This window comes from Exiguobacterium sp. s36 (assembly GCF_018618345.1).
GTDB lineage: Bacteria > Bacillota > Bacilli > Exiguobacteriales > Exiguobacteriaceae > Exiguobacterium > Exiguobacterium chiriqhucha.
This window is the reverse complement of sequence record NZ_JACSLW010000004.1, coordinates 37,816-51,685: the sequence shown is the minus strand read 5'-3', so window position 1 is coordinate 51,685 and position 13,870 is coordinate 37,816. Positions and strand designations below refer to the sequence as shown.

Genomic DNA, 13,870 nt, shown 5'->3' with positions numbered 1-13,870 from the left:
AAGTCTCATTTGACTTGAAATAGAGGGGGAAATGGAATGAAGCGATATGGGATGCATTTGTTCATCCTGGCGGGACTTGTCCTGCTCGTGTCATTGCCGACGATCGGGCTCGTGAACTATCTCGACGCCTCGGCGAAGACGAGTGCTACATATAAAGAGACGACCGTGGCCGGCATCGATGTGTCGGGGATGACGAAGGAAGAGGCGGTCGTCCGGCTCGATAACGCCATCAAAGACTTCAACAACACGCCGTTCACGGTGACGCTCGTTGATGGGACGGCCCTCGAAGTCGGCAAGGACGTCGTCTCATTCAACGTCGATGCGACGCTCAAGACGGCTTCTGAACCGGGTACATATCCGCTCGTCACGACGGTCGACGAAGAGCGGTTGACGCCTTACTTAGAGAATCAACCGGTGACGCTATCGATGGTGACACCACCGCTCGTCGAAGCGGCATCGAACTTGAACTCAGATGTGGTCCTCGAGATGACGGCGACGGAGAGCGAAGTCGTCGCCTCGATCACCGTCAGTCCGACACCAGCGATGCGCTCGGCACTCGAACGGATGAACGGCTTCGAGATGGAAGCCGGGGACATCTTCAGCTTGAAAGCGTTCGGGGAAGATTTTGACGCGCTCAGCACGCTCGGGTCATCGATGTATCAGTTGTTTGCGGCGACACCGTTCCAAATCCTTGAACGCGTGCAACATGAGACGCTCCCGACCGGCATCGAGCTCGGTTATGACGTCAAAATCGACGAACGCTCGAACTTTGCTGTCCAGAACACGGAACAGACACCGTACGCGCTCATCGTACTCGAAGAAGGGAACGCGATGACGGTCCAATTGCTCGGCAAGACGTTCGTCGGTGCCTACGAATCGCGCGTCGAAGACGTGACGAGCGTCCCTTACCAAAACATCGTTCGCTTCTCGCCATCGCTTACAGCTGGTAGTTCGTCTGTGACCCAGTCCGGACAGACCGGCGAGTCAGGCAAGCTGTACCGTGTCCGCATCACGGATACGGGTGAGTCGCTCGAACTGCTCGGGTTTGATTTTTATGAGCCGATTCCGGAGATCGTGACGAAAAGTTCCGTCCCGCTCCCACCTCCAGAGCCTGTCGAACCGGTCATTCCAACTTTCCCGGATGAAACACTGGAAGATGACCCGTTCGATGACGATGTAGAAGATGACGGATTGAATCAGTTTGAAGAACAGCCACCGGTTTATGACATTGATCCGGTACCAAGTGAGGGGGCAGTCGGATGATCGGATATTTAATTTTGATTGCCTTTTGGGTACTCGCCACATTGACCGTGTTCGCCTTGTCGATTCCGTACATTCGGAAACGCGAGACGAAAGGGGTCATCGTATTGCTCGTCGCCGTGCTATCGCTCGGCGTCTATAGCCTGTACGTCGAAGGGCTCGAGCGGACGTGGTGGGCGTGGGTCCTCCTCGCCCTCGGTTTGGCCGGCGGTGCGGCACTCAGTGCGTTCATCGAACAGCGAGACGTCGCACAGGAGGTACCACAGAGGATGGTGAAGTAAGTTGAGAAGAATGAAAAAACGGCTCGGCGAGATGCTCGTCGAGGCGGGTATCATCACGCAAGGCCAGCTCGACGAAGCGCTCGCACAAAAGCGGACCGGGGAAAAGCTCGGGGACGCGCTCATGCGATTAAACTATTTGACCGAGACGCAATTGATTCAAGTGTTGCACGAACAGTTGAACGTGCCGGTCATTTCATTATATTCAGAAGATATCAACGTGACCGTGACGAAACTCGTCCCGAAAGTCATCGCCCAAAAACATGACATCATGCCGATTTCGCTACAAGGAAACACGTTGTTCATCGCGACGGCGGACCCGCTCGACTTGATCGCCATCGATGACGTCCGGCTTCAGACGGGGATGAACATCGAGGTCGGGATTGCTACGCGCGAACAGATTCGCAAGACGATTGGCCGCTATTACGAGATGGACGCGTCACTCATCGAGATTTTAAAAGAAGAAGCGCCGGAACTCGATCGCGAAGAGACGGCGTCGCGAGATGACGCACCGGTCATCCGTCTCGTCAATCAGCTCTTCTTGAGCGCCATCGACCAACGAGCCTCAGATATCCACTTCGACCCGCACGAGAAGCAGTTGCACGTGCGTCTTCGAGTCGACGGTGATTTACGAACCGAAGCCATCTATCCGAAGAAGATTCAAAGCGTCATGCTGACGCGCCTCAAGGTCATGAGTAACCTAGATATCACGGAGAGCCGCTTGCCACAAGACGGACGTATCAAATATACGCTCCGGGGCCGCCCGTACGACTTCCGCGTCTCGACGCTCCCGACGATGTATGGCGAGAAAATCGTCATCCGGGTGCTCGACTCGTCGGAAGGGTTGACCGATTTGACGAAACTCGACTTCGGCGACAAGAACGAGGCCGTGTACCGCGACATGTTGAAACGGCCGAACGGGATTATCCTCATCACCGGGCCGACCGGGTCAGGGAAGTCGTCGACGCTCTATGCGTCGCTGCGCGAATTGAACGATGAATCGAAGAACATCATCACGGTCGAGGACCCGGTCGAGTATCAGCTCGACGGCATCAACCAAGTCCAAGTCAACGCCAAGGTCGGCTTGACGTTCGCGTCGGGTCTGCGTTCGATTTTGAGACAAGACCCGAACATCGTCATGGTCGGGGAAATCCGTGACACCGAGACGGCCGAGATCGCCATCCGGGCATCATTGACCGGTCACTTGGTGTTATCGACACTACATACGAACTCGGCTATCAGCTCAATCACTCGCTTGATTGACATGGGGGTCGAACCGTTCCTCGTCGCCGCCTCGACTTCAGGGCTTGTCGCCCAGCGGCTCGTCCGTCGCATCTGTCGGGATTGCGGGCACGAACAGCCGGTCTCGAAACGGGAACAGGAACTGTTTGCTGCTGAAGGCATTCCTGTCGAACGGATCATGCGCGGCAACGGCTGCGCCTCGTGTAATTTCACGGGATACCGTGGACGGCTCGCCATTCACGAGGTCGTGCCGATCGATGAAGGGTTGCGCCGGTTGATTATGAACCAGGCGACAGAGGCCGAGATGGTCGCCTATGCGAAAGCACAAGGCGTCCGCTTTCTCCTCGCCGATGGACTTGAGAAAGTCGCACTCGGACTGACGAACACCGAAGAGATATTGAGAACAGTGATAACGGAGTGAGCCTATGATCCATCAGTCGATTGAAGTGATTTTAACGAAAGCGGTCGAGCAACGCGCCTCGGACATCCATTTGACCGCCGGCTCGCCGCCGATCATCCGGGTCGACGGCAGTCTCATCACGATGGGTGACGAGAAAGTGTTGCCGCTCCATATCGAGAGCTATTTGAAAGAGATTATGACCGAAGAAATGCGGGGCCGGCTCGAGATGCAGCGCGATCTCGACTTCTCGTTCGGGGTTCCGCGCGTATCGCGGTTCCGCGTCAACGCCTATTATCAACGGGGCACGGTCGCCATCGCGTTCCGGTCCATTTCCGGGGAAATCCCGACGATGAACGAGCTCGATTTGCCGCAAGTGTTAAAACGGTTGATTGAGAAGCCATACGGGCTCATCCTTGTTACGGGTCCGACCGGGTCAGGGAAGTCGACGACACTCGCCGCGATGATTCATGAGATTAACCGCACGCAGCGGAAACGAATCATCACGCTCGAGGACCCGATCGAGTATTTGCACTCGCACGACCAGAGCATCGTCGACCAGCGTGAGATTGGCTCCGACGTCATGAAGTTCGTCGACGGTCTCCGGGCCGCGCTCCGTCAAGATCCGGACGTCATTTTACTCGGGGAGATGCGTGACCTTGAGACGATTTCGACGGCGATGACGGCTGCAGAGACGGGCCACCTCGTCATGGCGACACTCCACACGTCGAGCGCGATGTCGACCGTAAGCCGTGTCATCGACGCGTTCCCGGCCGAGCAACAGGACCAGATTCGGACCCAGCTCGCCAACGTCCTGCTCGGTGTCGTCAGTCAGCGCTTGTTCCCGCGCGTCGACGTGCCGAAAGGTCGTGTCGCCGCGATGGAGATTATGATTGGCAATCCGGCCGTCGCCAACTTGATTCGGAACGAGAAGGAGTTCCAACTCCCGACCGTCATCCAGACGAACCGGCAGAACGGGATGCAGACGATGGACATGGCAATCGAACAGCTCGTCCGTCAAGGCGTCATCAACCCGAACGCCGTACCAAATGAAGAGAGGTGACTGAATGGCCATCTTCCAATACGAAGGCAAACTGCTGAACGGAAAGCGTAAGAAAGGGCGGGTCACCGCCGTCTCGCTCCGAGAGGCGAAAGAAAAACTGCGCCAGGAATCGATTCTCGTCACCGAGCTCGCTGAACTCGAGTCGACGGGATTGAATAAAGAAGTGAACTTGCTCCCGGAGCGGGTCAAGATTGAACATTTGATTATGTACGTGCGCCAGTTCGCGACGCTCATCCGGGCCGGCGTGCCAATCGTTCGGGCGACGTCCATCTTGCGCGTCCAGACCGAATCGAAAGTGTTGAAGAAGACGCTCAGTCAAGTCGAGGACGATTTACGCGAAGGGATTGCCTTCTCGGAAGCGATCAAGAAACATCCTCGTGTGTTCTCGAACTTCTTCAGCTCGATGGCGCTTGCGGGTGAGGCGAGCGGGAATTTGGAAGAGGCGCTCGATCAAATCGGCCTCCAGCTCCAAAAACAGTATGACGTCAAACGGAAAGTCATCTCGGCGTTGACGTATCCGCTCGTCGTCTCAATCGTCGCCATCGGTGTCGTCGCGTTCCTGATGGTGAACGTCGTCCCGACGTTCGCGAGCATCTTCGGACAGCTCGGCGGGGAACTGCCGCTCATCACGCGTATCGTCGTCGCCGTTTCTGATTTTGTCGCCGCCTATTGGTGGCTCATCTTCGGGGGGGCGCTCCTCGCACTGCTCGTCTTCACATGGATGTTGAAGCGCGACAAGGAACGGTATGTGATTGATGGATTGTTGTTGAAGATGCCGATTTTTGGTCCAATTGTCCTAAAATCGCAAATCGCGTTATTGACGCGAAGTTTGGCCGTCTTGCTTCAAGCGGCGGTCCCGATTTTATCGGCAATTGAGATTACCGAGAAGATTGTCTCGAACCGTGTCATCCGTAAAGGTCTTGCTCAAGCACGCAAGATGATGGCACAAGGAATTCCACTCCATGAACCGCTCGAACGGAACGATAGCTTTCCACCGCTCATGACGCAAATGATTGCGGTCGGCGAGGAGAGCGGGGATTTGGACTCGATGTTGAACGAGGTCGCGGAGTTTTATGAGACCGAGGTCGAGACGACGACAGACCGCCTGAAATCGATTATCGAGCCACTGTTGATTGTCGTCTTGGCGAGCATCGTCGGGGTCATCGTCATCGCGATTGTCGTCCCGATGTTCCAAATTTATGGCGATATCCAAAATCAGTAGAAACTTTTTATTTATTTGCAGATTTGTATCTTTTCAATCCTAAATTTTGAATGTATAGTAAAATTGTTCTACTTATTATTAGGTCGAAGGTAATGCATGCAGCACACAACACAGCACAACACACAAAAGGGGAGAATGAATCATGTTAGAGAAAATGAAAATGATTTGGCAAGATGCCAAACAATTGAAAGATGAGCGCGGACTCACACTCGTCGAGTTACTCGTCGTCGTCGTCATCTTGGGAATTATCGCAGCCATCGCCGTTGTCGCGATTGGTGGGATTATCGAGAACTCACGTAAAGATGCGATGGTTGCCGATGCGAAGCAGATGGTGAGCTCTTCTAAAATTTATGCGGCTTCAAATCCGGTTGCTAAAGGTGAATCTGTAAAACTTATGTTTACTGGAACACCATCTACTGCAGCTAATACAACGCCAAAAGAAGTTTCAGGGAAAGAGTTTATCGATAAACTACAAGATCCGTTTACAAACGCCACTTATACTAATGCGTTTGTTGTGGTAACTAATACTGCTGGGAAATACAGCTATACAGTGACTTTAGATAGCGGAACAAAAAATTCATATAAATATGCTGCTACACCAGAAGGCGACTTGACTCGAACTGAACTTGAAAAAGAAGAATCAGCTACAAACTAATAACTTTTCCTCCGGCTGGCGCTGGGCACTCGCTCAGCCTAGCCGGTTTTCTGTTTTTGGCATATACTTACAAGTAAGGAAGTGACCTTGATTGGTTGAATTCATTGGACTCATTTATAGCCTCGTCCTCGGGGCCGTCATCACGTCATTCACGAACGTCGTCGGGCTCCGCGTGCCACGCAAACAGTCCATCGTCACACCGCGCTCGCACTGTCCGTCATGTGGACACGTCTTATCCGCTTGGGAACTGATTCCGGTCTTCGGTTATGTGTTCCTGCGCGGGAAATGCCGCGGCTGTGGCGGGCGGATCGCGCCGACGTATCCGCTCTTCGAACTGCTTGGAGCGGTCGGTTACGCCTATAGCTTCTGGCTGTATGGCTTTAGCCTCACGACGCTCCTCGCCTGCGTCTTCTTGTCGACGCTCCTCGCACTCGCGATGTCAGATTTGTCGACAATGCTTGTGCCGAACGTCATCCTTATGTTCACGGCACCGGTCCTCCTACTGCTCGCCTATAGTGCAGGCGTCGTCTGGTGGAACCCGATTGCCGGAGCGGCGCTCGGCTTTTCTGTCCTCGCCACCGTTTTTTTCGTCTCCAAGGGGGGACTTGGGGCCGGCGATGTCAAACTCTTTACAGTAATCGGGCTCGTCCTCGGGCCACGCGACGTCCTCGTCGCACTCTTTTTATCGAGCTTGATCGGAGCGGTCGTCGGGTTGACGCTCATCGGCTTGAAACGGATGGATCGCAAACAGCCGATTCCGTTCGTGCCGTCGATCGCCCTCGGTACGATGCTGACGTTTTGGTTCAGCGAACGCTTCTTTGATTGGTATATTGATTTGATGTAGGGGGAAACCAGCATGAGCCGGTCTATAGAGAAAGGAACGGTCGCGTATTTTTCGTTCGATGCGCTCAGCATCCACGGGGCCGTGATTAAACAAGGCGTGTTCAAGCGCAGCGCCTCCGTCCAATTGGCGAAAGGCGCCTATGTGGCGGGACGCATCGAAGACGAGAACGCATTCGGTCTCGCTTTTGATGAACTGTGCCGAAAATTAAAAGTACGAAAAGGGATGGTCTGTGCCGTCGATATGGCCGAGACCGAGGTGTTGTCCCGTAAAGTCGAGATTCCATCGACAATCCCGAAAGACGAGATTCGTGGCTATCTGTTCATGGAAATCGGCAGCTCGATTATCCTGCCGTTCGACGACGTCGCCTTCGACTATGAAGTGCTCGGGGAGACGGAGACGAAGACTGAGGTCATGCTGCACGCCGTCTCGGTCGATTTGACGAAAGCCATCCGCGCCTACATGAAAAAGCGAGGGTTCGTCTTAAAGAAAATCGTTCCGCGTCCGGTTGCCATCGCGAACGGGGTGGCTCGGATCGAGACGCTCGACCCGCTCAAATCGACGCTCCTTTGGCACGTGACACCGTTCGCGCACCAGTTGCTCGTCCTTGAGGAAGGACAAGTCCGGTTCATCCGGGCCATCGAGACGGATCTCCCGTACCGCGCCGAGACGACGGACGGAATCATCACGTATACATATAGCGGCTCGAAGGAGACGCTCGCGACGCAGACGGACGAGTGGTTGAACGAACTGGCCCGCTTCCTCGACTTTTATCGCTACTCGCTCCGGACGGACGGTCGTCCGATTGACGAGTTGCTCGTCTCGGGGACGGTCCCGAACCTGGATGACCTCGTCCGGACGATTGAGAGTGAGGCGATGGTGCCGGTCAAACGGATTGCCGACCCGCTTCCGCTCTCGCACGCGACGCCGTTGTCGCATCAGATGTTGCCGCTCCTTGGCATGGCGACGCTCGACAAGGAGCACGACGCCAACTTCATCAACTCGACCGATGTGACGCTCCGTTGGCCGATTATCGCGAGCTTGCTCGCGCTGTTGATTGGCGGCGGGGCGACCGGGTACTTGTTCTATGAAGTGAACGAGATGAAACAGAACGAGGCACAGCTCGAAGAACAGTTGCAGCTCGTCCGCATCTATCAGACCGAGCAAGTGAACTCGAAGGGGCAGCAAGTCCTGTCGCTCGACCAGACGGTGACGGCGCTCTCGGCTGAAGAGAAGTTGGCCGTGCCAGCACTGCGGGCCTTGACGGAACAATTGCCGCCGACGGGCTACGTGTTGACGTATAACTACGCCGACGGTTCGCTCATGAGCGTGCGTACCCAATTCGAGACGCTCGCCGATTTGAACGTGTTCCAACGCGCGCTCTTGAACGACGTGCGGTTTGAGAACGTCAAACTGCTCGGCGTGACGACCGAGACGAAAGCGGAGACGGAACAAGAAGAGACGGATACCGAAACGGATTCGACGCTGTCGCCGAGCGTGCTCGATTCGACAGACGAACCGCTCCCACGCTACATCGGCGAGTTCACCTTCACGTTCATCGATGCCGAACCGGAGACGCCGGAAGGGGAGACCCCTGATGGTGAGACACCGGACGGCGAGACGGAAGAGACGACCGATGAGGAGGTGGTGAGCGAATGAAACGCTCGACGATTTATTTGATTTTCACAATCTGTTTGTTCGCGGCCATCGCCGTACCATCTTATTTCGGTTACCAGTATTTCATCCACCAAGGCAACGTCAAGTCGCTCGAACGGGAACTGTCGCTCGAACAGACGAAGCTCGAACTGTTGCGCCAAGAAGGCGAAGTCGTCGACGTCGCCGATTCCCAGCGCCTGCAGACTCGTGTCCCGACCGAAGCAGCCCTCGACACGGTCGTCGAGACGCTGTCCCAGGCGAGCCAACTGTCTGACGTTCGCGTGACGAGCATCGCTTTCGCCGACGGCATCATCGCTGAATCGGAAGTACCAGAAGACATCGACGAGCCGGAACCGAACGATGTGAGTGCGACGGCTGAACCGGCCGAACCGGTTGAAATCACGCCGGTCAACGCCTCGTCGGTCCGCTCGACGGTGTCACTCCAAGCGGACACGTACGAGTCGCTCGTCCTGTTCCTTGAGTCGGTCGAGTCGATGAACCGGATTCACATCTTGCGCACGGTCCAATTCACTGGACCTACGGAGACGGGACCGAACACGACCGAGACGGCTGAGCCGCTCGACTTCACGGTCGAACTCGACGCGTTCTATCGCCCGGACCTCGATCAACTCGTCGAAGACCGCTACGTACCGGCCCAGACGTTCACACCGAAAGACATCCCGGTGTACGACTATACGACACCGTGACCTCACGTCCCTTCGAAAAGAAGGGGCGTTTTTTTGAGGCGTCGCGGATTGTAAACACGTACCCGTTTGCCTACAATCGACAGTGAACTGTGATACGGGAAAGAAGCCCGTTACGCACATATGGAAGGAGTCGTTACAATGAAACCAACACAGAAACGTGTCATCCTCGCCTCGATGTCGCCGCGGCGGACCGAGCTGTTGACCCAGGCCGGAATCAATCATGCGGTCATCCCCTCGAACGTCATCGAAGGGACGAACGGACGGGAGCACCCGGACGAGTACGTCGGACGCCTCGCCCGCGAGAAAGCGATGGACGTCGCCCGCGACAACCGTGGCGCCATCGTCATCGGATCGGATACGGTCGTCGTCTTAGACGGGACGATTTTAGAGAAACCGAAAGACCGGGACGATGCGCGAGCCATGCTACAACGGCTTTCGGGAGCGACGCATGAAGTGCTCACGGGCGTCAGCATCATCGGGCCCGAGCGGCAAGACTTGTTCGTCACGACGACGCACGTCACGTTCATCGACATCCCGGACGCGTGGCTCGACGGCTACCTCGATTCGGCGGAGCCTTATGACAAGGCCGGTGCCTATGGGATTCAAGGGTCGGGCGGTCTGTTCGTCGAACGGCTCGAAGGGGACTTTTATAACGTCGTCGGTCTACCGATCCGTCCACTCGTCGAGACGCTCGAACGACACGGGGTATCGCCGCGCTTTCTGTGAATGAAGCGAAAGTTGGTGAAGGAATGACCATGGTGCTCGACCGAAGTGTTGAATCCGCAATCGCCCGGTTGCTCCAAATCGGGGGCAGGGGTGGCGACCCGCACGAGACGGCCCGGCGGCTGTCCGACGTATATCCGACGCTCCGGGCGCTGTCGCAGGCGTCTGTGAGCGACCTCTGTCAAATCGAGGGCATGACGAAGAAGAAAGCCGAGCAGTTGCTCGCGGCGTTTGCAATCGGTCTCCGTTACGTCGAGGAACCGAAAATGGAGACGCCGACGATCCGTTCGCCGCAGGACGCCTATGAACTGCTCCGTGATGAACTCCGACTGTTGAATCAGGAACATTTCATTTGCCTGTATTTGAACACGAAGAACCAGCTCATCGCCCGGAAGACGCTGTTCGTCGGTGGGCTCAATTCGTCGATTGTCCATCCGCGCGACGTGTTCCGCGAGGCGCTCAAGCTGTCGGCTGCTTGTTTCATCGCCGTCCATAACCATCCGAGCGGGGACGCGACCCCGAGCCGGGAAGACATCGAAGTGTCGGAGCGTCTTGTTGAGGCCGGTCATATCGTCGGCATCGCTTGTCTTGACCACGTCATCATCGGGGAGGACCATTACGTCAGTATGAAGCAACGTGGATATATGAACGGGTGAACAGTGGGCAGGCGCATATGCGTCTGCTTTTTTGTTCAGACTTCATACTTCCTGACGCTCAGTCGCCGTCTTCATCGTAGCCATATTTTAGATGTTGTTGGTCCGTAACAGGAATCGTTCAACCCGTCGTCGAACACCGAGAGTATACGTTTACATACGACCTACGAAGAGGGAATGTGATCAGACATGAATGAAGAGACTATTTATAGCGAGCTTGATTTGAAAGTTATTTTGACAGATATCAAAAACCGAGCGACGAATCTGGAAGAGTTAGACGAAACTAGGCTTATCCAATCCATGCTCCATCACATCGGCTCGACGGATGCAGAGCTTCGGGACCAGTTGATTTACACGCTGTTTTATCGCTTCATCATCGAAGACGATCACCTGACGAACGAACAATTGACGGATATGCTCCACACGACGCTCAAATATCATTTGTTCCACGGAATCGGGGAGACGGCATCGGACACCGTCTTCACGCGGGCGTTCTCGACGCTGTTGATCGCCTTGATTGTGTATCAGGACCGGCAGCGTGGATTTTTATCGGAAGCAGATCTCGACATGTTGAAGGCGAAGCTCCTAGCCTATCTCGATTGTGAAATCGACACGAGAGGCTATGTGCCTGGGAAAGGCTGGGCCCATTCGATCGCCCACGTGACCGATGCCTTCGATGAGCTCGTCCTGCATCCGCACCTCGATGAGACGGAATTCGGTGAGATGCTCGAGGCGCTATGGAACAAGGTGATGATGCCGACCGTATATATGCATGACGAGGATGAACGGTTGTTGAATCCTATCTTTGCCTTATTGCAGCGCGGGATGGACGAACACGAGCTCATCGTTCTGTTAGAAGACTTGCCTGCCCGATTGAGCGCACAAAAACAGCAACTCGAGCCCGAACACTATTGGCACGTCGTGCATAACGTGAAAACGTTTTTGAAAAGCTTTTTTGTCAAACTGCATGAGACGGAGCGACCTGTGCTTCAAACGGCAGTGCTGCTCACCTTGAAAAATATGTGACGATTGCGAGAGAGAATCCAAGCAGGCGCTTTCACGCGCTTGCTTTTTGATTTGCCTTTTTGTCGAAAAGAAGGCACACTAATATACGGTGAGACAGGACTGAGATGAACGTTATTGTAAATAACCTGTAATCGAATGAACGTTTTCAAACATGATTTTTCCGTTATAATAAAAAATAGTGTAACCAAGAGAGGAGCAGCACGTATGTTTCGTAGTTTTAACCGAGAAATCGGAATCGACCTTGGAACGGCAAATACGCTCGTTTATGTAAAAGGTCAAGGCATCGTTGTTCGTGAACCGTCCGTAGTGGCGTTCCGTACAGATACAGGTAGAATTGAGGCCGTGGGTAACCAGGCCAAGGATATGATTGGACGTACGCCGGGTAACGTCACGGCACGCCGTCCAATGAAAGATGGGGTTATCGCCGATTTCGAAACGACAGCGACGATGATCAAATACTTCATGGAGCAAGCGCAGAAATCGAAGAGCGGTTTGTTCTCATCGAAGACGAACGTCATGATCTGTGTGCCAAGCGGCATCACGTCAGTCGAAAAACGTGCCGTGGAAGACGCAGCCAAGCAAGCGGGCGCGCGTGAAGCGTACACGATTGAAGAACCGTTCGCGGCAGCAATCGGTGCCGGTCTCCCAGTTTGGGAACCGACAGGCTCGATGGTCGTGGATATCGGTGGCGGTACGACCGAAGTCGCAGTGATTTCACTCGGCGGCATCGTGACGAGCCAATCGATTCGTGTCGGCGGTGACGAAATGGATGACGCCATTATTCGTTACATCAAAAACAAATACAACCTCATGATCGGGGAGCGGACGTCAGAGACGCTCAAGATGGAAGTCGGTTCGGCTCGCATCGACGCTTCGAACGAAAATGAGAAAATGGAAATCCGTGGTCGCGATCTCGTGACAGGTCTTCCGAAACAAATCGAAGTATCGGCTGCTGAAGTGTGTGAAGCACTCTCGGATACGGTCGAAGCGATCCTTGCTGGCGTGAAACAAACGCTCGAGCAGACGCCACCGGAACTTGCGGCTGACGTCATGGACCGCGGCATCGTCCTCACAGGCGGTGGAGCACTCCTTAAAAACTTGGATGACGTGATCTCAGATGAGACACACATCCCGACACTCGTCGCGGATGAGCCGCTCGATTGCGTCGCCATCGGGACAGGAAAATCTCTTGAAATGATGGACGTCCTCCGTTCAAAATCAGGCATCTCGTCGCGTCGATGAGTGGTGACACACGATGAGCCGGTTCGTACGGAATAAAAAGCTCATCATCACGCTGATCGGTATCATCTTATTCGTAGTGATTTTAGGGGTTTCGATTCGAGGACGGTCGGAATCCGCTTGGTACCAAGACGTCACGCGTGATGTGGTCGGAACGTTCCAACGGGTGTTCACGGTGCCGATCGGCTGGATGGACAGTACCGTGTCCTCGATTTCGAACGTACGCGATATTTATGAAGAGAACCGTCAATTGAAACAACATTTGACGAAATACGCGGAAGTGTCGGTCGAAGCCGATGACCTGCGCCGCGAGAACGAAGAATTGCGGCAAATGGTCGAGGCGGCCGATACATCGCTCCGTGACTTCGATTTGATTCCCGCCGAAGTGATCGGGCGCACGCCGAACGACTGGCAGCGCTATGTGACGATCAACGTCGGGGAAGAGCGCGGTGTCGAGAAAGGCATGGCCGTCACGGCCGCCGGCGGTATGGTCGGTCGCGTCATTCAAACGAGCGCCTACACGTCGCAAGTGCAACTCCTCTCGGACAACAACCGGACGAACAATGTCTCGGCCGTCGTCAAGGACGAGGACGGCAAAGCGACGTACGGGACGATTGACGGCTTCGACAGCGAGACGAACGAGCTCTTCTTCACGAAGGTCTCGAACAGCGTCAAGTTGAAAAAAGGCGAAATCGTGTCGACGTCAGGTCTCGGTGGCCGTTATCCGGCCGGTCTTGTCATCGGAACGGTCGAGTCGATCGAGACGGATGAATATGGCGTATCTCAAGTCGCCCGCATCAAACCAGAAGCGGACTTCAATGAGTTCTCGCAAATGTTCGTCATCAATCGAACGCTCGACGAACCGTTCTTGACGGGTCCCGAGGAAGGAGGAGAAGCGGGTGAGTAAC

Annotated in this window: 14 protein-coding genes; all 14 read left to right on the top strand. The window is 54.9% G+C overall.

What is annotated here, in order from left to right; genetic code table 11:
- The first annotated feature begins 36 nt into the window (after window positions 1–36).
- The 14 genes from KNP95_RS09960 (at window position 37) to mreC (ending at window position 13,869) form a co-directional block, all read left to right on the top strand.
- The gene (locus KNP95_RS09960; protein ID WP_214836899.1) at window positions 37–1,263 is read left to right on the top strand and encodes a G5 domain-containing protein; all 1,227 of its coding nucleotides are present in this window, start codon (window positions 37–39) and stop codon (window positions 1,261–1,263) included.
- On the top strand, window positions 1,260–1,541 hold the full coding sequence (locus KNP95_RS09955) for a hypothetical protein (RefSeq protein WP_021066864.1): 282 nt from the start codon (window positions 1,260–1,262) through the stop codon (window positions 1,539–1,541). Before KNP95_RS09960 ends, KNP95_RS09955 begins: the two co-directional genes overlap by 4 nt.
- Window positions 1,542–1,551: 10 nt before the next feature.
- A complete protein-coding gene (locus tag KNP95_RS09950) occupies window positions 1,552–3,201 on the top strand; it encodes a GspE/PulE family protein (RefSeq protein WP_251138532.1) in 1,650 nt (549 codons plus the stop codon).
- A gap of 4 nt (window positions 3,202–3,205) precedes the next feature.
- Entirely contained in the window at window positions 3,206–4,240 is a 1,035-nt protein-coding gene (locus KNP95_RS09945; RefSeq protein ID WP_021066866.1) for a type IV pilus twitching motility protein PilT, read from the top strand.
- Window positions 4,241–4,244: 4 nt separating this feature from the next.
- Entirely contained in the window at window positions 4,245–5,462 is a 1,218-nt protein-coding gene (locus tag KNP95_RS09940) for a type II secretion system F family protein (RefSeq protein WP_029595836.1), read from the top strand.
- A gap of 142 nt (window positions 5,463–5,604) precedes the next feature.
- Window positions 5,605–6,117, top strand: a complete 513-nt coding sequence (locus tag KNP95_RS09935) for a prepilin-type N-terminal cleavage/methylation domain-containing protein (protein WP_214836892.1) — start codon at window positions 5,605–5,607, stop codon at window positions 6,115–6,117.
- A 91-nt stretch (window positions 6,118–6,208) separates the two neighbouring features.
- On the top strand, window positions 6,209–6,961 hold the full coding sequence (locus KNP95_RS09930) for a prepilin peptidase (RefSeq protein WP_214836890.1): 753 nt from the start codon (window positions 6,209–6,211) through the stop codon (window positions 6,959–6,961).
- A 12-nt stretch (window positions 6,962–6,973) separates the two neighbouring features.
- Window positions 6,974–8,617 carry a pilus assembly protein PilM gene (gene pilM / locus KNP95_RS09925; RefSeq protein ID WP_214836887.1) on the top strand — a complete coding sequence of 548 codons (1,644 nt, stop codon included), beginning with the start codon at window positions 6,974–6,976 and terminating at the stop codon, window positions 8,615–8,617.
- Complete coding sequence (locus KNP95_RS09920) at window positions 8,614–9,321, top strand: hypothetical protein (protein ID WP_058763221.1); 708 nt, start codon at window positions 8,614–8,616, stop codon at window positions 9,319–9,321. Before pilM ends, KNP95_RS09920 begins: the two co-directional genes overlap by 4 nt.
- A 138-nt stretch (window positions 9,322–9,459) precedes the next feature.
- A complete protein-coding gene (locus tag KNP95_RS09915) occupies window positions 9,460–10,047 on the top strand; it encodes a Maf family protein (RefSeq protein ID WP_251138525.1) in 588 nt (195 codons plus the stop codon).
- Window positions 10,048–10,076: 29 nt separating this feature from the next.
- Window positions 10,077–10,700, top strand: coding sequence for a RadC family protein (radC, locus tag KNP95_RS09910; RefSeq protein ID WP_021066873.1), 624 nt, complete (start codon window positions 10,077–10,079; stop codon window positions 10,698–10,700).
- A 186-nt stretch (window positions 10,701–10,886) separates the two neighbouring features.
- Complete coding sequence (locus KNP95_RS09905; RefSeq protein WP_214836881.1) at window positions 10,887–11,723, top strand: DUF2785 domain-containing protein; 837 nt, start codon at window positions 10,887–10,889, stop codon at window positions 11,721–11,723.
- Between the two features lie 204 nt (window positions 11,724–11,927).
- Window positions 11,928–12,965 carry a rod shape-determining protein gene (locus KNP95_RS09900; RefSeq protein ID WP_021066877.1) on the top strand — a complete coding sequence of 346 codons (1,038 nt, stop codon included), beginning with the start codon at window positions 11,928–11,930 and terminating at the stop codon, window positions 12,963–12,965.
- Window positions 12,966–12,978: 13 nt separating this feature from the next.
- Entirely contained in the window at window positions 12,979–13,869 is an 891-nt protein-coding gene (mreC, locus tag KNP95_RS09895; RefSeq protein ID WP_214836878.1) for a rod shape-determining protein MreC, read from the top strand.
- Window position 13,870 lies beyond the last annotated feature (1 nt).

What these genes read in the sequence shown, in the direction of transcription:
- KNP95_RS09950 (WP_251138532.1), top strand. Translation starts at nt 1,552, where the DNA reads ATGAAAAAACGGCTCGGCGAGATGCTCGTCGAGGCGGGTATCATCACG.
- KNP95_RS09945 (WP_021066866.1), top strand. Translation starts at nt 3,206, where the DNA reads ATGATCCATCAGTCGATTGAAGTGATTTTAACGAAAGCGGTCGAGCAA.
- KNP95_RS09955 (WP_021066864.1), top strand. Translation starts at nt 1,260, where the DNA reads ATGATCGGATATTTAATTTTGATTGCCTTTTGGGTACTCGCCACATTG.
- radC (WP_021066873.1), top strand. Translation starts at nt 10,077, where the DNA reads ATGGTGCTCGACCGAAGTGTTGAATCCGCAATCGCCCGGTTGCTCCAA.
- KNP95_RS09960 (WP_214836899.1), top strand. Translation starts at nt 37, where the DNA reads ATGAAGCGATATGGGATGCATTTGTTCATCCTGGCGGGACTTGTCCTG.
- KNP95_RS09915 (WP_251138525.1), top strand. Translation starts at nt 9,460, where the DNA reads ATGAAACCAACACAGAAACGTGTCATCCTCGCCTCGATGTCGCCGCGG.
- KNP95_RS09900 (WP_021066877.1), top strand. Translation starts at nt 11,928, where the DNA reads ATGTTTCGTAGTTTTAACCGAGAAATCGGAATCGACCTTGGAACGGCA.
- KNP95_RS09940 (WP_029595836.1), top strand. Translation starts at nt 4,245, where the DNA reads ATGGCCATCTTCCAATACGAAGGCAAACTGCTGAACGGAAAGCGTAAG.
- KNP95_RS09905 (WP_214836881.1), top strand. Translation starts at nt 10,887, where the DNA reads ATGAATGAAGAGACTATTTATAGCGAGCTTGATTTGAAAGTTATTTTG.
- KNP95_RS09935 (WP_214836892.1), top strand. Translation starts at nt 5,605, where the DNA reads ATGTTAGAGAAAATGAAAATGATTTGGCAAGATGCCAAACAATTGAAA.
- mreC (WP_214836878.1), top strand. Translation starts at nt 12,979, where the DNA reads ATGAGCCGGTTCGTACGGAATAAAAAGCTCATCATCACGCTGATCGGT.
- pilM (WP_214836887.1), top strand. Translation starts at nt 6,974, where the DNA reads ATGAGCCGGTCTATAGAGAAAGGAACGGTCGCGTATTTTTCGTTCGAT.
- KNP95_RS09920 (WP_058763221.1), top strand. Translation starts at nt 8,614, where the DNA reads ATGAAACGCTCGACGATTTATTTGATTTTCACAATCTGTTTGTTCGCG.